The organism is Pseudomonas sp. KK18, from assembly GCF_037094675.1.
Lineage (GTDB): Bacteria > Pseudomonadota > Gammaproteobacteria > Pseudomonadales > Pseudomonadaceae > Aquipseudomonas.
In genome coordinates this window covers 2,544,427-2,565,762 of record NZ_CP146605.1, presented here as the reverse complement: position 1 = coordinate 2,565,762, position 21,336 = coordinate 2,544,427, and the positions used below count along the sequence as shown (strand labels likewise).

Here is a 21,336-nt window from a genome sequence, read left to right as displayed (position 1 = left end):
TGGGGCAAAAGTGGGGGCAAAATTCAGCGAAACCACTGATGCTAGGGGTAGGCTGTGGCAAAGCTCACGATTAAGCAACTGGAAGCACTATCGGATGCAGATGATGGCAGAACGCTCCGCGAGGATGGGGGCATTGTCGCCAAGGTTCGAGCCGGTGTGCGCGGCATCACGGTGCAATTCCGTTTTGAATTCAAGTGGGATGGCGCCAAACGGGACCATCGGCTGGGCACGTGGCCAAAGAAATCTCTTGGCGTAATTCGTGCTGAGCGTGATGAGCTTAAGACGATGCTTTCAAAGCGAATCGATCCAACTGCAGGTCGGAAAGCTGCGAAGATCGAAGCTCAGAATGCCATCGCCGCCACAATTGCTGAGGCCGACCGGCTGGCCGTTGAAAACAAGACAGTGAACGACCTGTTCTGTGAATGGCTGCGTGACGGAGTTTCGCGCCAGGATGGTAATGCCGAGCTTCGCCGCAGCTTCAATAAGGATGTATTGCCGCTCATCGGTAGCAGGCGTTTGCGCGAACTCACAGAGCGAGATTTGTTGGACGTACTTCGAGCTATCAAATCACGTGGCCTCAATCGCGCGGTTGTCATTCGCAGCAACGATATAGGGCAAATGCTCCGGTGGGCTGAGAAGCGAAAACCGTGGCGAGCATTGATGAATGATGGCAACCCTGCGGATTTAGTGGATGTAAGCCAGCTTCTGGATCACGACTATGAGGAAGAGCGAGATCGTGTACTGTCCCCAGGGGAGATCCGAGAGCTACGTGGGGTGTTCGATCAGCTTGAACATGACTACGCATCGCTGGCAAGTGGAGCGAAGTATTCGGGAGTTAGACCGGTCAACCCTCGAGTCCAATGCGCTGTATGGATTTGCCTCAGTACCCTATGTCGCATTGGCGAGTTGCTGAAGGCCGAATGGCGCAACATCGATTTGAATAAAGGCATCTGGTTCATCCCAGCTGAAGCCACGAAGGGACGCAAAGGCAAGCGCCAGGATCACCATGTTTTTCTCTCAAGCTTTAGCATGGCCCAGTTCAAACGCCTGAAAGTGGAAACCGGACACACTCATTTTTGCTTTCCGGGCCGAAATGAACTAAATCACGTTGATACAAAAACGGTCAGCAAACTGATTGGAGACCGCCAATGCCGGTTCAAAAACAGGTCCAAGCCACCGGCAGGGCGTCATCATGACGATTCACTGGTGCTTGGCAAAGGAATCAATGGTGAATGGACACCTCATGATTTACGCCGCACCGGCGCCACTACGATGCAGATGCTAGGCGTCAATCTTGAAATCATAGACCGCTGTCAGAATCACGTTCTAGGCGGGTCCAAGGTACGTCGACATTATCTACATCACGACTATCAGCAAGAGAAGAGTCTCGCGTGGAAGCTGCTTGGAGAGCGCATAGAAGCCATCCTCAAAACGCCCCCCCCAGCGAATGTATAGCGTTGACGATGGATGGGACCAACTCCCTTATAACCAGCTGAGTAACAAGTTAAAATACAGAAGAAATGCATGCCACTTACCAATTCTGTACCACTTTAACTACCATTCCACCCGCTCTCCCTTCCAAGCTTTGTGCCCACGACGCAAACGGTATCTTCAGCCGTGCCATCGCCTATTAGTAGATGCCTAAAAGCGCCTGCGCATATTCTTTGTCAACATCGCCATCGGGCTGTTCGGCTTTACGGCGTATCCGGTGGGTTTGGGAAGTCAGGCAAACATTCCGGCGCTCGGTTAAGCTACTGCTCAAATCCCTTCGATCATCGCCTCTGCAATAAGGCCGAAGGCAGCTCATCAAACAGCTTCTGATATTCCAGCGTGAAATAGCTCGAATGGCCGAAGCCCCAGCGCTCCGCCACTTCGGCGATATTCGCTTGGGGGTTCTGCTTCAAGGCGCGACGGGCGCCGTTCAGGCGGACCGAGCGCAGGTATTGCACCGGCGTCACCGCCGCCACTGACTGAAAGCTGTACTGCAAGGTGCGCCGCGAGACCTTCAGACGTTTGCAAAGGTCCAGCACGCTGGGTGCCGCGTCGGGGGCTTCCATCAGCCATTGGTGGCAGCGCTCGACGATATAGCCCCGGGTGCTCGGCCGCGGCAGGGCCTGGCGGGTGTCGACCGCGGTCTCCAGCCACTCGACCACCAGCATCGTCAAGCTGCGCTTGAGCTGCAGTGTCTGCCAACCGGTGCCCAGCTCCATCAGTACCTGCAGCGCGCGAATATCCTTGGCCAGGCGCGCGGGCGGCAGGCAGACCCGGCGCGAAACGGTCGATGCCATCAACACCGCGAGCACCGCCTCGTCCAACAGCCCGCGCAGCGACTCGAACGGCACCGACAGGCACAGCACATCCATGCCGGAGGGTGTCACCACCCGATACTCATCGATGGCCGGCAGCACCGTGGCGCGGCCCTGGACGATTACGCCCTGCTCATCCTCTTGCGGCCACGCCAGCGGCAGCAGGATATTCACCGCATCACACGGAAAGCTGATGCGCTGCACCACCTGCTGGTTGAGGCGCTCGCGAAACAGCTGCACCTCATCCACCTGGGCGACGTCCAGCCAGCCGTCGAGCCGCCCGCTGCTGAGCTGGTCGTACTGCTGCTGCCAGCCCGGCAAGGCGTTGGCGTGCTCGAAAATATCGGTGGTGTGCAGGGACTGGCGCATACGAAGTCTCGACAGGGCGCGCTCGCGAATGAGCAGATGTTACAAAATGTGTGCAACTGTCATGCCGTCGTGCAGTGCGCGTTTCCTGCCTGAAATGACCTTCATCTTGCCCTTATTTGCAGCACCGCCGCCTCAACTTCGTGCACCGCTCTAGTACAGGCATTCAATTCAAACCCTGGCTTCACCAATTGCCACTTTGTGTTAATTACCCGCTCGCTCCCGGCCGTAGAGTGAATCCGCAGGCCAGTTCAACCCGCCGAACTTTGGCACGTACAGAAAGTTGCCTGGCACACCCGTAAAAGAACGGTATCAAGCCGTTACCGGAAGACACAACCACCTCATTCGGCCGGGAACTCAAGGACACACTCATGGGTAATATCTTCAAACATCAGCGCTTCGCCATGGCCCCGTTGGCCTTGGCGTTGGCCCTCGTCAGCCTCACGCCTGAGGCCCAGGCCCATGGCGGCGCGGCAGAAATGGTGCCGCTGCAAAGCACCCTGGAAAACTTCGGCGCCACGGTCAAATATGATGACTACGCCAACGTCTTCGTTATTTCCAAGGACGGCGCCTACGTCAAGGTCAAGCCCAATAGCAAAGTGGCCATGCTCAATGGCAAACGCCTGGAATTGAGCGTGCCTGTGGTGTTCAAGAAGAATACCGCGTACATGTCCCACGACTTTATCAACGAAGTATTCCAATCGGGGCTGGATAAAACTTTCGTGGTTGAAACCCGTCCGCACCCGCTCAATGCCCTGAGCGCCGATGAAATAAAAACCGCCGTGGCCGCTGTCCAGGCGTCTGCGCATGCGAAGAGCAACCTGCGCTATACCGCGATCTCCCTGCGCGAGCCGAAAAAGAGCGAAGTGTGGGACTTCGTCTTCACTGGCAAGCCCGTCAGCCAGCCCCGCCAGGCCGATGTGGTGGTGCTTGACGGCAAGCACGTGATCGAGGCCGTGGTCGACCTCAAGAGCAGGCAACTGCTGAGCTGGGAGCCGATCAAGGACGCCCACGGCATGGTCCTGCTGGACGACTTCGCCACCGTGCAGAACGTCATCGAAACCAGCCCCGAATACGCCCAGGCCCTGGCCAAGCGCGGCATCACCGACGTCAAGAAAGTGGTCGCTACGCCGCTCACCGTCGGCTATTTCGACGGCAAGGACGGCCTGACCCAGGACAAGCGCCTGCTCAAGATAGTCAGCTACCTCGACGTCGGCGACGGTAACTACTGGGCGCACCCCATCGAAAACCTGGTGGCGGTGGTCGACCTGGAAACCAAATCGATCCTCAAGATCGAAGACGCCGGCGTGATTCCCGTGCCGATGAAACCCACCCCCTACGACGGCCGCGGCCGCAAGGGCGCCACGGTCAAGCCGCTGGACATCACCGAGCCCGAAGGCAAGAACTACACCATCACCGGTGACAGCATCCACTGGCAGAACTGGGACCTGCACCTGCACCTCGACTCCCGCGTCGGCCCGGTGATCTCCACCGTGACCTACAACGACCAGGGCAAGAAGCGCAAGATCATGTACGAGGGCAACCTTGGCGGCATGATCGTGCCCTACGGCGACCCGGACATCGGCTGGTACTTCAAGGCCTACCTGGACTCCGGCGACTACGGCATGGGCACCCTCACCTCGCCGATCCAGCCCGGCAAGGACGCGCCGCAAAACGCCGTGCTGCTGGACGCCACCATCGCCGACTACACTGGCGCGCCGACCAAGATTCCGCGCGCGATGGCCATCTTCGAGCGCTACGCCGGCCCCGAGTACAAGCACGCGGAAATGGGCCAGCCGAACCTCAGCACCGAGCGCCGCGAGCTGGTGGTGCGCTGGATCAGCACCGTGGGCAACTACGATTACATTTTCGACTGGGTATTCCAGGAAAACGGCGTGATCGGCATCGACGCCGGCGCCACGGGTATCGAGGCGGTCAAGGGCGTGAAGTCCACCACCATCCACGACGCCACCGCCAAGGAGGATACCCGCTACGGTACGCTGATCGACCACAACATCGTCGGCACCACCCACCAACACATCTACAACTTCCGCCTGGACATGGACGTCGACGGCGAGAACAACTCGCTGGTCGAGCTCAACCCGGTGGTGGCCAAGAACGACCGCGGCGGCCCGCGCACCAGCACCATGCAGATCGACCAACAGGTGGTAAGCACCGAGCAGCAGGCGGCGCAGAAATTCGACCCGGCGACCATTCGCCTGATCAGCAACCCGGGTAAGGAAAACAAGATGGGCTACCCGGTTTCCTACCAGCTGATTCCCTATGCCGGGGGCACCCACCCGGTGGCCAAGGGCGCCAATTTCGGCAGCGACGAGTGTCTGTACCATCGCCTCAGCTTCATGGACAAGCAGCTCTGGGTGACCCGCTACGACCCGCAGGAGCGCTACCCGGAAGGCAAGTACCCGAACCGCTCGGCGGCGGACAGTGGCCTGGGGCAGTTCACCGCGAACAACCAGTCGATCGAGAACACCGATGATGTGGTGTGGCTGACCACCGGCACCACTCACGTGGCACGGGCGGAAGAATGGCCGATCATGCCGACCGAATGGGTGCACGTGCTGCTCAAGCCGTGGAACTTCTTTGATGAGACGCCGACTTTGAACCTTAACGCGAAACCCTGAGAACTCGGCGCCAGACTCAAGGGCCTCATCGCGGGCATTGCCCGCTCCAACAGTGCTCGGCGTGTAGGCTGAAGTCAGGTATCTCGAAGGCCGCCAAAACGCCGGTAGAAACTCTCGCCGGCGTCTGGCAGTGGCCCGTCGGCGGTTTCCATGGTCACGCCCAGCCACTTCTCGGCCTGGGCGTAGATCAGCCGGTAGATATTGCGGCACAGCTGCCGGGCGGCGCGGCCTTCCCAGTCGGCGGGCAACAGCTCGTCGGGCAGTTGCGGGTCACGCAGCAGCAGCTTGCGGTACTCATGAATCAACAGCATGCGCGCCAGGAAGCACTCTTCGGGGTCCAGCTCGGCGCGTTCGCGCAAGGCCTGCCACAGCGGGCGGAACAACTGGATGAACTCACTGTAATGGGCCGACAGCGCTTCGATATTCCAAGTCTCCTTCACTTGCGTGCGCAGCGCCGCGGAGGTGGCTTCCGGCTCAGGGCGGGTGGCGAACACGATGGTGTCTTCCAGCACGCCGAGGTCGCCGAGGGCGGCGTTGACATCGGCGCGGTCGCTGCGCGGGCAGGCCAGCAAGGTTGGCGACAGCGCACCAAAGCCCTGCCACTCCAACTCCTCGCGCACCGACTTGCGCTGGGCCGCCGACAGCTGGGTCAGCAGCACCATGCACCAGCTGCCATCCCAGGCCGGCAGGTTGGAGCTGTAGACACGCTTGAGGGCCTGGTCGAAACGTCGCCGGCCGACCGCCGTGAGGCTGTAATAGCTGCGGCGGCCGACCTTCTCGGCGGTCAGCCAGTCTTCCTTGGTGAGACGAAATATCGAGGTGCGGATCAACCGTTCGTTGATGCCCATCGGCTCCAGCAGGCGAATCAGGCTGCCCAGCCACACCGTGCCGCCGTGGGGCTCGATGGCGTCGCCGTACAAGGTGACGATCAGCGAGCTGGCGCGGATGGGGGTCTGTTCCTGGAAGCGGGCGATCAGGGCGTCGAGCGGCGTGAGGGACGACATTGGCTGTCCGTGCGAAGAAAAACCGAAATATACCTGCTTGGTGGCTGTAGGCACAGGTGCTGTTCAAGCGCCGCTGTGCTTGGGCCGCAGCCCGGAGTCGCGCTGGCGCGGGCGGTCGGCCTCGACCGCGGGCAGTGGCTGGCATTCCTGCAGGTCTTGGAGGCAGCGCTGGGCCAGCTGCTGGTACTCGCGGGTGCCGGCCAGTTTCCAGGCCACCTCGTCGTCGCTGAGGGCACGCTTGACCGCCGCCGGCGCGCCCATGATCAACGACTGCGGCGCGCAGCGGAACCCGGCCTTGACGAAGGCCGTGGCCGACACGAAGCAGCGCTCGGCGATGTGGGCGTTGTCCATCACCACCGCGTTCATGCCCACCAGCACGTCGGCGCCGATGTGGCAGCCGTGCAGCACGGCGCCGTGGCCGATGTGGCCGTTGCGCTCGATCACCGTGTCGCTGTCGGGAAAGCCGTGCATCACGCAGGTGTCCTGCAGGTTGGCGCCCTCTTCCAGGACGATGCGGCCGAAGTCGCCACGCAGGCTGGCCAAGGGGCCGACATAACAATGGGGGCCGATGATCACGTCGCCGATCAGTACGGCGGTGGGGTGGACGTAGGCGCTGGGGTCGATGACGGGGGTCATGCCGTTGAGGCGGTAACATGGCATGGGGCGGTGGCTCCGGCAGGGGCGTACCCCTTATGGCACGCCGAATTTATGGTTATTTATTTTTTTGTAACATATAAAACCGCCCCTGCCCAGCACCCGTCAGTAAATGTACGCCAGGCGGAACTGAATGTAATGCTCGGTCATGGGCCCCGAACGCACTGTCACGTCACGCTAGTATTGCCCCATCAGCTGCCGCTGCTTGCCGAGCATGGTGGCCGCGGAAAAACCCAGGGCAGGCGCGAGCCAGTTGCCGGGATTAAATCAAAACGCCAGCGCCGCTTGCGTCGTGGCGCTGCCAGATGGTTTAGAACGCGTGCCTGACTGCGGCCCTCACAAGCGATACACAAAATGAACATTCGACGCTATTATCGACAAACCGCCCTGCGCAGCCACGCCTGTGCGACTCATGACAATTAGAACAATGGATGAGGTGCGACCATGAGTGACCTGAACCGCAGCCAACGCGAGAGCTTCGCCGGCTGGTTATCCGACATCAACCAGATCTGCGGCGCCTTCGACGGGGAGGCCAGCGCGCCGAACTTCAGTGCCCGCATCGAGGAATATTGCCAAGGCGCGCTGAAGATGAGCGTGGTAGACGCCAGCCACCTGTGCCTGCGCCGCCAGCAGCGCGAAGTGGCGCAGGTCAGCAGCCATCATTACTACGCCGTGTTCCAGTTGGCCGGCAGCGCCTGCATGGCCCAGGGCGAAGCCCGGGAAACCTTGAGCGTTGGCGAAATCATGTTCATCGACAACGCCCGCCCCAGTGCTTTCACCTACAGCGATGCTTCCCGCCAGCTGTCACTGATCCTGCCCTATGACCTGGTGGGCCATACCCTGCCCCACCGGCGCATCGCCGGCGGCCACAAGATCGCCGCCGGGATGGCGGTGGCGGGCCTGGCGGCGCAGTTGCTGCTGGCGACTCGGGCACAGGGCGAGCTGTCGGTGCCGGAGAGTGAAGCGGTGCTGGAATCCACGTTGAACCTATTGCGCCCGGCGCTGGATGCCAGCCCTCAGCAAGTCGACCCACACGAGCGCATTTTCCGCAAAGGGCTGGAGTTGATTGAGCGGCATATTCGCGAGGCTGAGCTGAGCCCGGAATTCGTGGCACAGGAGATTGGGGTTTCGATGCGTGGGCTGTATCGTATTTTCGCCAAGCATGGCTTGGTGGTGGCGCAATACATCAAGCATCGGCGCCTGGACCTATGCGCCCAGGCGTTGCGCCAGGGTGGCGGTGGCGAGAAGCTCGCAGTGGTCGGGTATAGCTGGGGGTTCAGCAACAGCAGCTATTTCACCACGGCGTTCAAGGCGCGGTTCGGGGTGTCGCCGAGCGAGTATCGCAAGCGTTGCCATTGAGTGAATGTCGGGTTCTTGAGGGCCCCATCGCGGGCGTTACCGGCTCCCACAGGGCGGCGCCGCGCCCGGGCCCATGTGGGAGCGGGCGTGGCCCGCGATGAGGCCGGTGCGGCTTGCCTAGGGCTACTGCGCGGCATCCCGGCGCTCATGGGACTGCATCGAAAACGTCCAGTTCGGCCCATACGGCTGCGCCCGCATCGTCTGCCAGCCAATATCGCTACGCGTCTTGCCGATCTCGATATCACTCCCCGCCTTCACCGCCGCCACATCCTTGGCGGCTACATTCGGCGCAGCATGGTTATCCCACGCCTGGCGCACATAGTTGGCGATATCCGCCACCTGCTGATCACCCAGCTGCCCGCGGTACCCCGGCATCTGCACCGTCGACGGCGCCCAGTGGCTGGGCGGCAATTGCGCGCCGTCGAGGATGATCTTCAGCAGCGACTGCGGCTGGTCGGCAATGATCATCGCATTGCCCGCCAACGGCGGAAACATCCGCACAATCCCCTGCCCGTCGGCGCCGTGGCACAGCGCACAATTGTCCTGATAAGCCTTGTGCCCCGGTAGCCCCGCCACCGCCGCGACCGGCGCCCGAACCGCGGGCAACGGGCCGTCGGCCGGCAGCGTCTTGAGATAACGCGCCACCGCTTGCAGGTCGTAGTCGTTTAGATACTGGGTACTCCAGGCGATCACATCGCTCATGCCGCCGAACGCCGCGGTATGGTCGGTGCGCCCGGTCTTGAGGAACAGCACCAGATCCTCTTCGCTCCAGTTGCCCAAACCGCCCCGCGCATTGCCGCGCAAGTTGGGCACCGACCAACCGTCGATGATCGAGCCGCCCGCCAGATACGCCTTGCCGTCGCGATCACTCAACGCCAGCTCCTGCATGGCCATGCCCCGCGCCGTATGGCACGAGCCGCAATGCCCCGGCCCTTCGACGATATAAGCGCCGCGGGCCAGTTGCGCATCCTTGACGGGCGCCCCCGAAAACGGCGCAGGGGTGGGCGCGAACAGCTTGCGCCACAGCGCCAACGGCCAGCGCATCGACAGCGGCCAGGGAATGTCGGCGCTGCGATTCGGCGCCGCCACGGCCGGTACTTCATGCATGAAGTAGTCATACAGCGCGGCGATATCCCCATCGCTCATGAGCGAGTACGACGGATACGGCATGGCCGGGTACAGCGTGCTGCCGTCCTGGCGAATGCCATGGCGCACGGCCTGCTGGAAATCTTCCAGGGAGTAGTTGCCGATGCCGGTGGCCTTGTCCGGGGTAATATTGCTGGAAAATATGGTCCCGACCGGCGCCTCGATCGCCAGGCCGCCGGCGTACAGCGGGCCCTTGATGGCCGTGTGGCAGGCGGCGCAATCGCCCAGGCGCGACAGGTACTGGCCCTTGCTCATGCCCGTGGCGCCGTCATCGACCGATGCCGCACTGGCGTTGGCAACCACAGCCAGCCCAACGCTCAATAGAAACGGCGTCTTCATACGCGATACCCCCTTCATTTGAACACCGGCCCGGTGTTGTCCGGAATGCCCGAGGGGTTGTCCCGCGCCTTCATCTCGCGTTCGTAGGTAGCATTGGCGCGCTTGAGCAGGAACTGGCGCACCGACTCGATCTCGTGGGCCGACATCGCCTGCTGGAACGCATCCATGCCATAGGCCGTGAGCGCGCCCTTGCCGACCACGCGATCGAAGGCATCAGCGCTGTGCAACGCGCCCGACCAGCGCAGGTCTGGCAACACGCCGCCCGACTCGCCGTTGTCGCCATGGCAGGCGGCGCAGAACTGCATGTAGCGGCCATAACCCGGCCCCGCTTGCGCCTCATCGAACTGGGCCGGCGGCTTGACCGGCATGAAGCCCTTGTCCACCAACGGCGGCAGCGTCTTGTCACCGTCCAGGGAAAACACCACGATGCGCGACTTGTTGGTGGTGTAGCCGGCGGTACGGGCGATGCCGCCCATCAGCAGCGGATAGATGCCGCCCCAGCCGACTTCCACGGCGATGTACTGCTTGCCGTTTACCGCGTAGCTGATCGGCGGCGCCATGACCGCGCTTTGCAGCGACTCGCCGAACAGGCGTTCACCGGTGCGCGCGTCGTAGGCGCCGAAATCCCCGGTCGCGAGGCCTTGGAACACCAGATCGCCGCCAGTGGCCAGTACCCCTCCATTCCAAGGGCCTTTGTGGTCGACGCGGAACACCTCCCTTTGCTTGACCGGGTCCCACGCCAGCAGCCAGCCCTGCAGCACCTTGGCCACCTCGGTCTTGACCTTGGGGTCGTCGGGCAGGCCGATCTTGGCCATGTCCAGACCCAGGTTCAGGCCCACCTGGTGCAGTTGCGGGTTGTCGCTGGGCACATAGCCGAAGGGGATTTGCTGCGCCGGGATATACACCAGATTGGTTTTCGGGCTGTACGCCATGGGCTGCCAGTTGTGCCCGCCGAGGTCGCCGGGCAGCCCCAGCCACGGCTGGCCGGTCAGCGAATACAGCGCGCCGTCGACGATATTCGGCCGCCCGGTTTTCGGGTCCAGCCCGGTGGCCCAGTTGACGGTCACGTAGGGCTTGCCGGACAGGAATTCGCCCGTCGCCGCGTCAAGCACGTAGAAGAAGCCGTTCTTCGGCGCGTGCAGGATCACGTGCCGCGGCTTGCCGTTGACCTCGATGTCGGCGGTCATGATGTGCTGGGTGGAGGTGTAGTCCCACTGGTCCTGCGGGGTTTCCTGGAAGTGCCACACGTATTCGCCGGTCTCCGGGCGCACGGCGACGATGCTGCCCAGGAACAGGTTATCGCCCACCCCTTCGGAGCGCAGCTTGTAGTTCCAGGGCGAGCCGTTGCCGACGCCGATATACAGCAGGTCGGTGACCGGGTCGTAGGTCACCGAATCCCACACGGTGCCGCCGCCACCAGATTCGCGCCAGGTGCCGTTGGGGCCCCAGGTCTTGTACGCGAGTTCGGAAAGAGGCTTATCGGAAGGCTGGTGGTCAGGCTGATTGTCTGGCGAGGGCACGGTATAGAAGCGCCACTTGAGCGCACCGGTATTGGCGTCGAAACCGGAGATGAAGCCCCGGGCGCCGAACTCGGCGCCGCCGTTGCCGATGATCACCACACCTTTGGCGACCCGCGGTGCGGCGTCGATGGTGTAGCTGCGGATCTTGCCGAGGGCGGCGTCCTTGGGCACGGTGTCGACGCTCCACTCGACATTGCCGGTCTTGGCGTCGAGGGCGATCAGGCGGGCGTCGAAGGTGCCGACGATGACCTTGCCATTCCAGTAGGCGGCGCCACGGTTGACGGTGTCACAGCAACCGCGCACGGCCACGTCGCCCGGCACCTTGGGATCGAACTCCCACAGCAGCTTGCCGGTCGCCGCCTCGAAGGCCTTGACCTTGCTCCAGTTGGTGGTGGCGTACATCACCCCATCGACCACCAGCGGCGTGCCTTCCTGGCCGCGGTTGGTGTCCATGTCGTAGTACCAGGCGATCTTCAGATTCTTGACGTTGCCGGTGTTGATCTGCTCCAGCGGGCTGTAGCGTTGTTCAGAATAGGTGCGGCCGTAGCTCAGCCAGTTTTCCGGGTGCTGGTCGGCGTCGATGATTGCCTGGCCGGTATTTTCGGTGGCGGGCGTGGCCAGCACCAGGCCTGATAACAGCCAGGCCGCCATGGCAGTAAGGGGCTTCAAAAGCTTCATGGTGATGTCCAGGCAATCGTCTTGTTTTTATTAGACGGCCAGCGCATCGGACCCTGGCCGGTGCAACGGTATTCAGTCGCTTCAGTGGCGAATACACACCGACTTGGTTTCGGTAAACGCATCCAGCCAATCCACGCCAAAATCACGCCCGGTACCGGATTGCTTGAAGCCGCCGAACGGCATATTAGCGTCGATCAGGGTGTGGCTGTTGACCCATACCGTACCGGCTTCGATGCGCGGAGTGAGGTTCATGGCCGCCGCCAAATTGGTCGTCCACAGGCTGGCAGTCAGGCCGTAGTCAGAGTCGTTGGCCAGCGCCAGGGCCTCTTCGGCGTCGGCGACGCGGGTCAGGCTGAGCACCGGGCCGAACACTTCTTCGCGGGTCAGGTGCAGCGCCTCGTCGGGGTTCAGCACCAGGGTCGGGGCGATGTAGTAGCCCTGCGGATCGGGGCCGGAGGCACCGCTGATGAGCTCGGCGTTGTGCTCGCGGGCGTTGGTCAGAAAGCCTTGAATCTTCAGCTGCTGAGCCTTGGAAGCGACCGGGTTGATCTGCGTGGTCGGGTCCATGCCCTGCCCCACGCTCATGCCCTTGACCGCGCTTTCGAACTGCGCGACCAGGCTGTCGTAGATCGGCGCCTCGATATAGATCCGCGAACTGGCCGCGCACACCTGGCCCTGGTTGAGAAAGCTGCCCAGCAACAGGCCTTCGACCACCTGCTGGGGGTCGGCGTCCTTGAGCACGATGGCTGGGTTCTTGCCGCCCAACTCTAGGCTGATGCGCGTCAGACGGTCGGCGGCGCTGCGGGCGATGCCCTTGCCGGTGGCCGTGGAGCCGGTGAAGCTGATCTTGCTCACCAGTGGGTGGCTGGTCAGGGCCTGGCCGCAGACCTGGCCGCTACCGGTCACCAGGTTGAACACGCCTGGAGGCACGCCGGCGTCGGTGGCCAACTCGGCCATGCGCATCAGGGTCAGTGGTGTGATCTCCGAGGGCTTGATCACGATAGAGCAACCGGCCGCCAGCGCTGGCATGACCTTCCACATCCCTATCATCAGCGGGAAGTTCCACGGCACGATGCCCGCCACCACGCCGATCGGCTCCTTGCGGGTATAGGCGGTGTAGCGCGCGCCCTCGGGCACCGGGATCGAGAGGTCGAAGGTGCGGCCGCTGATCTTGGTCGCCAGGCCGGCGGTGTAGCGCATCCAGTTCAGCGTGCTGCCCACTTCGAAGGCGCGGGCGATATTGATCGACTTGCCCTGCTCCAGGGTTTCCAGCTGCGCCAGCTCTTCGCCGTGCTGCTCCAGCAGGTCGGCGTAGCGCAGCAGGATGCGCTCGCGCTCGGCCGGCAGGCGCCGTGACCACACACCACTGGTGAAGGCCCGATGGGCGGAGCGCACCGCACGGTCAACATCTTCAGCGCTGGCATCGGCGGTGGTGGCGATCCGCTCGCCGCTGGCGGGATCGTACACCGGCAGGCTGCCTGCGGCTTGCGAAGCCACCCAGCCGCCATCGATATACAGGCCGTGGCTGCGCTTGAGAAAGGCGCTCACGCTGTCCAGGGTTTTGACTATCTGCGTGCTCATTGTTGTTTTCCTTCGGAGAGTGAATGGCCAGAGCTTATCTAATCCGTCACTGGCGCACTTTTGCCTGCGCGCCAGTCACCTTGCTGGCCGTGCCACTCCGCAGATAGAGACACTATTTTAATTTTTTATATTGTTTTTCCGTATCGCTTTATGACTATACTTCATCGCAAAGGCCACCCCAGCCACTCCAACAATGAGCTCGCCCCGATGCCGAGCCCGCTCCATGAGGACCCGCGCCATGCCGCAGCTGTTAACGGTCGAGGTACTTGAACAAGTACGCTTGATCACCCTCCAGCGCCCCGAGGCCCTGAATGCGCTCAACACCCAGCTGTTGAGCGAACTGGCCGAGCAACTGGGCATCGCCGAGGCCGACTCGGCCACCCGCGTGGTGGTCATCACCGGCAGCCGCAAGGCCTTCGCCGCCGGCGCCGACATCAACGAGATGGCCGAGCGCGACCTGGTGGGCATCCTCAACGACCCGCGCCTGGCCGCCTGGCAGCGCATCACCGCCTTCAGCAAACCCTTGGTCGCCGCCGTCAACGGCTATGCCTTGGGCGGCGGCTGTGAGCTGGCGATGCACGCCGACATCCTCATCGCCGGCAGCGACGCACGCTTCGGCCAGCCAGAAATCAACCTCGGGATCATGCCCGGCGCCGGTGGTACCCAACGCCTGTTGCGCGCCGTGGGCAAGTCCATGGCCATGCAGATGGTGCTCACCGGCGAGCCGATCGACGCCCGCCAGGCTCAGCAGGCCGGGCTGGTGAGTGAGGTCACCGAGCCAGAGCTGACGGTCGAGCGCGCCTTGGCCATCGCCCAGCGCATCGCCGCCAAGGCGCCGCTGGCGGTACGCCTGGCCAAGGAAGCGCTGCTCAAGGCCCAGGACACCGACCTGGCCAGCGGCCTGCGCTTCGAGCGCCACGCTTTTACCCTTCTGGCCGGTACCCAGGACCGCGCCGAAGGCATCGCCGCCTTCCAACAAAAACGCCAGCCACGGTTCACCGGGGCCTGACCCGACCATTACTGCCAGAGGGCTGCTGCCATCATGCAATTCGAGACCATCCTGTTTTCCATCGATCAGGGCGTGGCGCTGTTGAGCCTCAACCGGCCCGAGCAACTCAATAGCTTCAACGCGCAGATGCACGGCGAAGTTCGCGAAGCCCTCAAGCAGGTGCGCCAGCGCAGCGACGTGCGCGTGCTGTTGCTGACCGGCGAAGGCCGCGGCTTCTGCGCCGGCCAGGACCTCGCCGACCGCAACGTGGCGCCCGGTGCGCAGATGCCCGACCTGGGTGCCTCCATCGAGAAATTCTACAACCCGCTGGTGCGGGCGTTGCGCGAGCTGCCGATGCCAGTCATCTGCGCCGTCAACGGCGTGGCCGCGGGTGCCGGCGCGAATATTCCGCTGGCATGCGACCTGGTGCTGGCGGCGCGCTCGGCGAAATTCATTCAGGCCTTCTGCAAGCTCGGGCTTGTGCCGGATTCCGGCGGCACCTGGGCGCTGCCACGCTTGGTGGGCATGGCGAGGGCCAAGGCCCTGGCGCTGCTGGGCGACCGTCTGAGCGCCGAGCAGGCTGTGCAATGGGGGTTGATCTATCAATGCGTGGACGATGAAGCCCTGCGTGAAACCGCGCTGCAGCTGGCCCGCCAACTGGCCACCCAGCCTACCGCCGGCCTGGCGCTGATCAAGCGCGCGCTGAATGCCAGTTTCGACAACAGCTTCGATCAGCAGCTGGACCTCGAGCGCGACCTGCAACGCCTGGCCGGGCGCAGCGATGACTACCGCGAAGGCGTCGCCGCCTTTATGGAAAAACGCACACCTGTGTTCAAGGGGCATTGAGCATGAGCGCATTGACCACGCAAACCACCGTCGCGGTAATCGGCGCTGGGGCCATGGGCGCGGGCATCGCCCAGGTCGCGGCCCAGGCGGGCCATGGGGTGCTGCTGCACGACAGCCGCAGCGGTGCAGCCGAACAGGCGATCGCCAACATCGACAGCCAGCTGGCCAAGCGCGTCGCGGCTGGCAAGTTGGCGCCCCATCAGCACGCCGCCTGCATCGCCCGGCTGCAGCCCTGCGCGAGCCTCGAAGGCCTGGCCGATTGCGGGCTGATCATTGAGGCCATCGTCGAGAACCTGGCCGTCAAGCGTGAGCTGTTCGCCGCGCTGGAAGCGCTGTGTCGGCCGGATTGCATCCTTGCCAGCAACACCTCGTCGCTGTCGATCACCACCCTGGCCGCCGAACTGCAGCGCCCCGAGCGCATGGCCGGGCTGCACTTCTTCAACCCGGCGCCAGTGATGGCGCTGGTGGAAGTGGTCAGCGGCCTGGCGACCTCGGCTTCAGTTGCCGCAGCCTTGTACAACACCGCCAAGGCTTGGGGCAAGAAGCCAGTGCACACCCGCTCGACGCCGGGCTTTATCGTCAACCGCGTCGCCCGTCCGTTTTACGCGGAGAGCTTGCGACTGCTACAGGAAGGCGCCGCCGATTGCGCCAGCCTCGATGCCCTGATGCGCGACGCCGGCGGCTTTCGCATGGGCGCGTTCGAGCTCACCGACCTGATTGGCCACGACGTGAACTACGCAGTGACCTGCTCGGTGTTCGACGCCTACTACCACGACATGCGCTTTCAGCCGTCGTTGCTTCAGAAGGAACTGGTGGATGCTGGGCGCCTGGGGCGCAAGAGCGGTCAGGGCTTCTACGATTACCGCGAGGCGGCAGCAAAAACACAGCCGGCCCGTTTGACCAGCACCAGCGCCATTGAGCCAGTGGTGGCCGAGGGCGTGGGCGCTCTGCTCAAGCCTCTGCTGCAACGCTTCGAAGCAAGGGGCATCACAGTGATTCAGCGCCCCGGCGCCGGCCTGCTGCGCATCGGCGACGCCACCCTGGCCCTCAGCGATGGCCGCCTCGCCGCCCAACGCGCCCGCGACGAAGGCCTCGACAATTTGCTGCTGCTCGACCTGGCCCTCGACTACACCAGCGCCACCCGTGTCGGCCTCAGCTGGGCCGCGGACTGCAGCCAGTCAGCCATCGACCAGGTGGTGGCCGTGCTCAGTCAAGCCGGCCTGCACGTCACGCCATTGAGCGACACCCCAGCGCTGCTGGTGCTGCGGACCGTCGCCATGCTCGCCAACGAAGCCGCCGATGCCGTGCTGCAAGGCGTCGCCAGCCCAGCCGACATCGACCTGGCGATGTGCGCCGGGGTCAACTACCCCAGAGGCCCACTGGCCTGGGCCGACGCCCTGGGCCTGGCGACCGTGGTGCACACCCTGCACAACCTCCAGGCCGCCTACGGCGAAGCACGCTACCGCCCTTCGCTGCTGCTGCGCCGGCGCCTGGCCGAAGGGAGAAGCCTGCATGAATGACCTCCCTGCCCAGCAACTCGCCGAACGCTGCGCCCAGGCGCTGATGGCCCGCGACAACGCCAGCCTGGCCCTGGGCATGCAACTGCTGGAAGCCGGCCCCGGCCGCGCCCACATGCGGATGCCCGTGCGCACCGACATGCTGCAAGGCCACGGTACCTGCCACGGCGGCTTTCTGTTCGCCTTGGCGGATTCGGCCTTCGCCATGGCCTGCAACACCTACAACGACGCCACCGTGGCCCAGGGCTGCAGCATCGACTATGTGGCCCCCGCCTTCGAAGGCGATGTGCTCAGCGCCCAATGCAGCGAGCAAAGCCGCAGCGGCCGCACCGGCAACTACGACGTGCGCATCGAAAACCAGCAGGGCCAGTTGATCGCCCTATTCCATGGCAAATCCTACAAAGTGCGCGGCACCGTGCTGGCGCAGGAGACCCCGACATGAAAGACGCCCTCATCATCGACGCCGTGCGCACCCCCATTGGCCGTTACGCGGGCGCCCTGTCCAGCGTGCGCGCCGACGACCTCGGCGCCATTCCTCTGCGCGCGCTCCTCGAACGCCACCCACAGGTGGACTGGAGCGAGGTCGACGACGTGTTCTACGGCTGCGCCAACCAGGCTGGCGAAGACAACCGCAATGTCGCACGCATGTCAGCGCTGTTGGCCGGGCTGCCGGTCAGCGTACCCGGCACCACCCTGAACCGCCTGTGCGGCTCAGGCCTGGATGCGGTGGGCAGCGCCGCGCGGGCCATTCGCAGCGGCGAGACCGGGCTGATGCTAGTGGGTGGGGTGGAATCCATGTCGCGCGCGCCGCTGGTGATGGGCAAGGCTGAAACCGCCTTCTCGCGCCAGGCCGAACTGTACGACACCACCATTGGTTGGCGCTTCATCAACCCGCTGATGAAGGCACAATACGGCATCGACTCGATGCCCGAGACCGCCGAAAACGTCGCCACCCAGTTCAACATTTCCCGCGCCGACCAAGACGCCTTTGCCCTGCGCAGCCAGCAGCGCGCCGCAGCGGCCCAGGCCAACGGGCGCCTGGCGAAAGAAATCGTCCCGGTGCTGATCCCGCAACGCAAAGGCAACCCTGTGCGCGTCGAGCAGGATGAACACCCGCGCGCCGACACCACCCTCGCGCAGTTGCAGAAACTTGGCACACCATTCCGCGCCAACGGTAGCGTCACTGCGGGCAATGCCTCGGGCGTCAACGACGGCGCCTGCGCCTTGCTGCTGGCCAGCCCGGAAGTGGCCCAGCGCTACGGCCTCAAGGCCCGTGGCCGAGTGTTGGCCATGGCCACCGCCGGCGTCGAGCCGCGCATCATGGGCATCGGCCCGGTGCCGGCCACGCGCAAGGTGCTGGAACTGGCTAACCTGAGCCTGACGGACATGGCCGTGATCGAGCTCAACGAAGCCTTCGCCGCCCAAGGCCTGGCCGTGCTGCGCGAACTGGGCCTGGCCGACGACGATCCGCGGGTCAACCCCAACGGCGGTGCCATCGCGCTCGGCCACCCGCTGGGCATGAGCGGCGCGCGGCTGGTAACCACCGCCCTGCACCAGTTGGAAGCAATACAGGGCCGCTACGCTTTATGCACCATGTGCATCGGCGTCGGCCAGGGCATCGCCCTGATCATCGAACGAATCTGACTGCAACACTGCGTGCTCCGAACAACAATAATCGAGTGAAGCCATGAACATGTACCTAGACCGCGAAGCCCTGCTGGACCCCTTGCAACACGCCAGCGTCGATCAGCTGCGCAGCCATCAACTGGAACGCCTGCGCTGGAGCCTCAACCACGCCTACCAGAATGTGCCCGCCTACCGCGCGCGCTTCGATGCCCTGGGCGTGCACCCTGACGACCTGAAAAGCCTCGAAGACCTGAGCAAGTTCCCCTTCACCGGCAAGGCCGACCTGCGCGACAACTACCCCTATGGGCTGTTTGCCGTGCCCATGGACGAGGTGGTGCGCCTGCACGCCTCCAGCGGCACCACCGGCAAGCCGACGGTGGTCGGCTACACCCAGAACGACATCGACACCTGGGCCAATATCGTCGCCCGCTCGATCCACGCCGCCGGCGGGCGCAAGGGCGACAAAGTGCACATCTCCTACGGCTACGGCCTGTTCACCGGCGGCCTGGGCGCCCACTACGGCGCCGAGCGCCTGGGCTGCACGGTGATTCCCATGTCCGGCGGCCAGACCGAAAAGCAGGTGCAGCTGATTCGTGACTTCCAGCCGGACATCATCATGGTCACGCCCTCCTACATGCTCAACATCGCCGACGAGATCGAACGCCAGGGCATCGACCCGCACAGCCTCAAGCTGCGCCTGGGCATCTTCGGCGCCGAACCCTGGACCGACGAACTACGTGGCGCCATCGAGCAGCGCATGGGCATCAGCGCGCTGGATATCTATGGGCTGTCGGAAATCATGGGCCCGGGTGTGGCCATGGAGTGCGCCGACAGCAAGGGCCACCCGACGATATGGGAAGACCACTTCTACCCCGAGATCATCAATCCGCTGACCGGCGAGGTGCTGCCCGACGGCGAGTTCGGCGAGCTGGTGTTCACCTCCCTGAGCAAGGAGGCACTGCCGATGATTCGCTACCGCACCCGCGACCTCACCCGCCTGCTGCCCGGCGCCGGCCGGCCGATGCGGCGCATGGACAAGATCACCGGGCGCAGCGACGACATGCTGATCATCCGCGGCGTCAACGTGTTCCCCACCCAGGTGGAAGAACAGGTGCTCAAGAGCAAGGCATTGTGCGAGTGCTACGAAATGCACCTGTCGCGCGACGGCAACCTGGACACCGTGGAAGTGCACGTGGAGCTCAAGGCCGACCACCAGCACCTCACAGCGGCCGAGCAGCAGGCGGTGTGTGGCGAGCTGAGCAAGCAGATCAAGACCTATATCGGCATCAGCACGCGGGTGGTGCTGCAGCCGGCGTTCTCGCTCAAGCGGTCCGAAGGCAAGGCCTGCCACGTGTTCGACAAACGCGGCTGAAGCGATACGCAAATTACACGATACATATAAATTCAGTTTGATATTTATTTCTGTATCACTTATACATATTGCAAGCCCCGACTGCGGAGAACCGCCATGTACGCGCAACTCGTCGACACCGGCGTCAAACGACTCAAGACTCTGGACGAAATGTCCGAGCAGGAGCGCGCCTTCCAGGCAAAGATCGACGCCGAGATCAAGATCGAAGCCAAGAACTGGATGCCCGACGCCTACCGCCAGACCTTGATCCGCCAGATTTCCCAGCACGCCCACTCGGAAATCGTCGGCATGCTGCCGGAGGCCAACTGGGTGACCCGCGCCCCCAGCCTCAAGCGCAAGCTGCAGCTGATGGCCAAGATCCAGGACGAAGCCGGCCACGGCCTCTACCTCTACAGCGCCATGGAAACCCTGGGTGCCGATCGCGATACGGAAATCGCCAAGATGCACGCCGGAAAGGCGAAATATTCCAGCATCTTCAACTACCCGACCCTGAGCTGGGCCGACATGGGCGCGGTGGGCTGGCTGGTCGACGGCGCCGCCATCGTCAACCAGGTGGTGCTGCAGCGCACCTCCTACGGCCCCTACGCCCGGGCCATGGTGCGCATCTGCAAGGAGGAGAGCTTCCACCAGCGCCAGGGCTACGAAATTCTCCTGACCATGATGCGCCACGGCACCCAGGCGCAGAAGGACATGGTCCAGGACGCCATCAACCGCCTGTGGTGGCCGTCGCTGATGATGTTCGGCCCCAGCGACGAGCACTCGCCCAACAGCGCCCAGTCCATGGCCTGGAAGGTCAAGCGCCAGGGCAACGACGAGCTGCGCCAGCGCTTTGTCGACCAGACCATCCCACAGCTCGAACTGCTGGGCTGCACCGCCCCGGACCCGGACCTGAAGTGGAACGCCGAAACCGGCCACTACGACTTCGGCGAGATCCAGTGGGACGAGTTCTACGAAGTGCTCAAGGGCAACGGCCCATGCAATCAGGACCGAGTCGCCACCCGTAAAAAAGCCATCGAGGACGGCGCCTGGGTCCGCGAAGCCGCCGTGGCCCATGCCCGCAAACACCACAACAAGAATGCCGCCTGACGCTGGAGAAGCCGTTATGTCCGACTGGACCCTGTTCGAAGTGTTCGTGCGCAGCAAGCACGGCCTGAACCACAAGCACGTGGGCAGCGTGCACGCCGCCGACGCCACCATGGCCATCGAGAACGCCCGCGAGCTGTACACCCGCCGTAGCGAAGGCGTGAGCCTGTGGGTGGTGCCCTCGGCGCTGATCACCGCTTCGTCCCCGGACGACAAGGACCCGCTGTTCGACCCCGCCGACGACAAGGTCTACCGCCACGCCAGCTTCTACGAGCTGCCGCCCGAAGTCGGCCACATGTGAGGTGCGCC

The 21,336-nt window shown here is 63.6% G+C and carries 17 protein-coding genes; 11 read left to right on the top strand and 6 right to left on the bottom strand.

Features of this window, described 5'->3' with window-relative positions:
* The first annotated feature begins 54 nt into the window (after positions 1–54).
* Positions 55–1,455: a tyrosine-type recombinase/integrase gene (locus V6607_RS11790; protein WP_338743932.1), complete on the top strand. Its 1,401-nt coding sequence runs from the start codon at positions 55–57 to the stop codon at positions 1,453–1,455.
* Positions 1,456–1,772: 317 nt separating this feature from the next.
* Here the strand turns inward: V6607_RS11790 and V6607_RS11785 are convergent, their stop codons facing one another.
* Positions 1,773–2,675, bottom strand: coding sequence for a helix-turn-helix domain-containing protein (locus tag V6607_RS11785; protein WP_338743931.1), 903 nt, complete (start codon positions 2,673–2,675; stop codon positions 1,773–1,775).
* 368 nt (positions 2,676–3,043) lie between these two features.
* On the opposite strand from V6607_RS11785, the gene tynA reads away from it, so the two are divergent.
* The gene (gene tynA, locus V6607_RS11780) at positions 3,044–5,314 is read left to right on the top strand and encodes a primary-amine oxidase (protein ID WP_338743930.1); all 2,271 of its coding nucleotides are present in this window, start codon (positions 3,044–3,046) and stop codon (positions 5,312–5,314) included.
* 74 nt (positions 5,315–5,388) lie between these two features.
* Here the strand turns inward: tynA and paaX are convergent, their stop codons facing one another.
* Both paaX and paaY read right to left on the bottom strand, forming a co-directional pair.
* Positions 5,389–6,318, bottom strand: coding sequence for a phenylacetic acid degradation operon negative regulatory protein PaaX (paaX, locus tag V6607_RS11775; RefSeq protein WP_338743929.1), 930 nt, complete (start codon positions 6,316–6,318; stop codon positions 5,389–5,391).
* A 63-nt stretch (positions 6,319–6,381) separates the two neighbouring features.
* Entirely contained in the window at positions 6,382–6,978 is a 597-nt protein-coding gene (gene paaY / locus V6607_RS11770) for a phenylacetic acid degradation protein PaaY (RefSeq protein WP_338743928.1), read from the bottom strand.
* A gap of 438 nt (positions 6,979–7,416) precedes the next feature.
* On the opposite strand from paaY, the gene feaR reads away from it, so the two are divergent.
* Positions 7,417–8,331, top strand: coding sequence for a transcriptional regulator FeaR (gene feaR, locus V6607_RS11765; RefSeq protein ID WP_338743927.1), 915 nt, complete (start codon positions 7,417–7,419; stop codon positions 8,329–8,331).
* Positions 8,332–8,454: 123 nt separating this feature from the next.
* Here the strand turns inward: feaR and V6607_RS11760 are convergent, their stop codons facing one another.
* From V6607_RS11760 to V6607_RS11750, 3 genes are all read right to left on the bottom strand, one after another.
* Entirely contained in the window at positions 8,455–9,816 is a 1,362-nt protein-coding gene (locus V6607_RS11760; RefSeq protein ID WP_338743925.1) for a cytochrome c, read from the bottom strand.
* A 14-nt stretch (positions 9,817–9,830) separates the two neighbouring features.
* Positions 9,831–12,014, bottom strand: a complete 2,184-nt coding sequence (locus V6607_RS11755; RefSeq protein ID WP_338743924.1) for a PQQ-dependent dehydrogenase, methanol/ethanol family — start codon at positions 12,012–12,014, stop codon at positions 9,831–9,833.
* An 81-nt stretch (positions 12,015–12,095) separates the two neighbouring features.
* Positions 12,096–13,595: an aldehyde dehydrogenase family protein gene (locus tag V6607_RS11750; RefSeq protein WP_338743923.1), complete on the bottom strand. Its 1,500-nt coding sequence runs from the start codon at positions 13,593–13,595 to the stop codon at positions 12,096–12,098.
* 238 nt (positions 13,596–13,833) lie between these two features.
* On the opposite strand from V6607_RS11750, the gene paaF reads away from it, so the two are divergent.
* From paaF to paaB, 8 genes are all read left to right on the top strand, one after another.
* Positions 13,834–14,604: a 2,3-dehydroadipyl-CoA hydratase PaaF gene (gene paaF, locus V6607_RS11745; protein WP_338743922.1), complete on the top strand. Its 771-nt coding sequence runs from the start codon at positions 13,834–13,836 to the stop codon at positions 14,602–14,604.
* Between the two features lie 33 nt (positions 14,605–14,637).
* Positions 14,638–15,429, top strand: a complete 792-nt coding sequence (paaG, locus tag V6607_RS11740; RefSeq protein WP_338743921.1) for a 2-(1,2-epoxy-1,2-dihydrophenyl)acetyl-CoA isomerase PaaG — start codon at positions 14,638–14,640, stop codon at positions 15,427–15,429.
* A gap of 2 nt (positions 15,430–15,431) precedes the next feature.
* Entirely contained in the window at positions 15,432–16,949 is a 1,518-nt protein-coding gene (gene paaH / locus V6607_RS11735; protein WP_338743920.1) for a 3-hydroxyacyl-CoA dehydrogenase PaaH, read from the top strand.
* On the top strand, positions 16,942–17,388 hold the full coding sequence (gene paaI, locus V6607_RS11730; RefSeq protein WP_338743919.1) for a hydroxyphenylacetyl-CoA thioesterase PaaI: 447 nt from the start codon (positions 16,942–16,944) through the stop codon (positions 17,386–17,388). Before paaH ends, paaI begins: the two co-directional genes overlap by 8 nt.
* Complete coding sequence (gene pcaF / locus V6607_RS11725) at positions 17,385–18,590, top strand: 3-oxoadipyl-CoA thiolase (RefSeq protein ID WP_338743918.1); 1,206 nt, start codon at positions 17,385–17,387, stop codon at positions 18,588–18,590. Before paaI ends, pcaF begins: the two co-directional genes overlap by 4 nt.
* A gap of 43 nt (positions 18,591–18,633) precedes the next feature.
* Entirely contained in the window at positions 18,634–19,944 is a 1,311-nt protein-coding gene (paaK, locus tag V6607_RS11720; RefSeq protein WP_338743917.1) for a phenylacetate--CoA ligase PaaK, read from the top strand.
* Between the two features lie 96 nt (positions 19,945–20,040).
* Entirely contained in the window at positions 20,041–21,030 is a 990-nt protein-coding gene (gene paaA / locus V6607_RS11715) for a 1,2-phenylacetyl-CoA epoxidase subunit PaaA (RefSeq protein WP_338743916.1), read from the top strand.
* 16 nt (positions 21,031–21,046) lie between these two features.
* Positions 21,047–21,328, top strand: coding sequence for a 1,2-phenylacetyl-CoA epoxidase subunit PaaB (gene paaB / locus V6607_RS11710; protein ID WP_338743915.1), 282 nt, complete (start codon positions 21,047–21,049; stop codon positions 21,326–21,328).
* Positions 21,329–21,336: the final 8 nt, after the last annotated feature.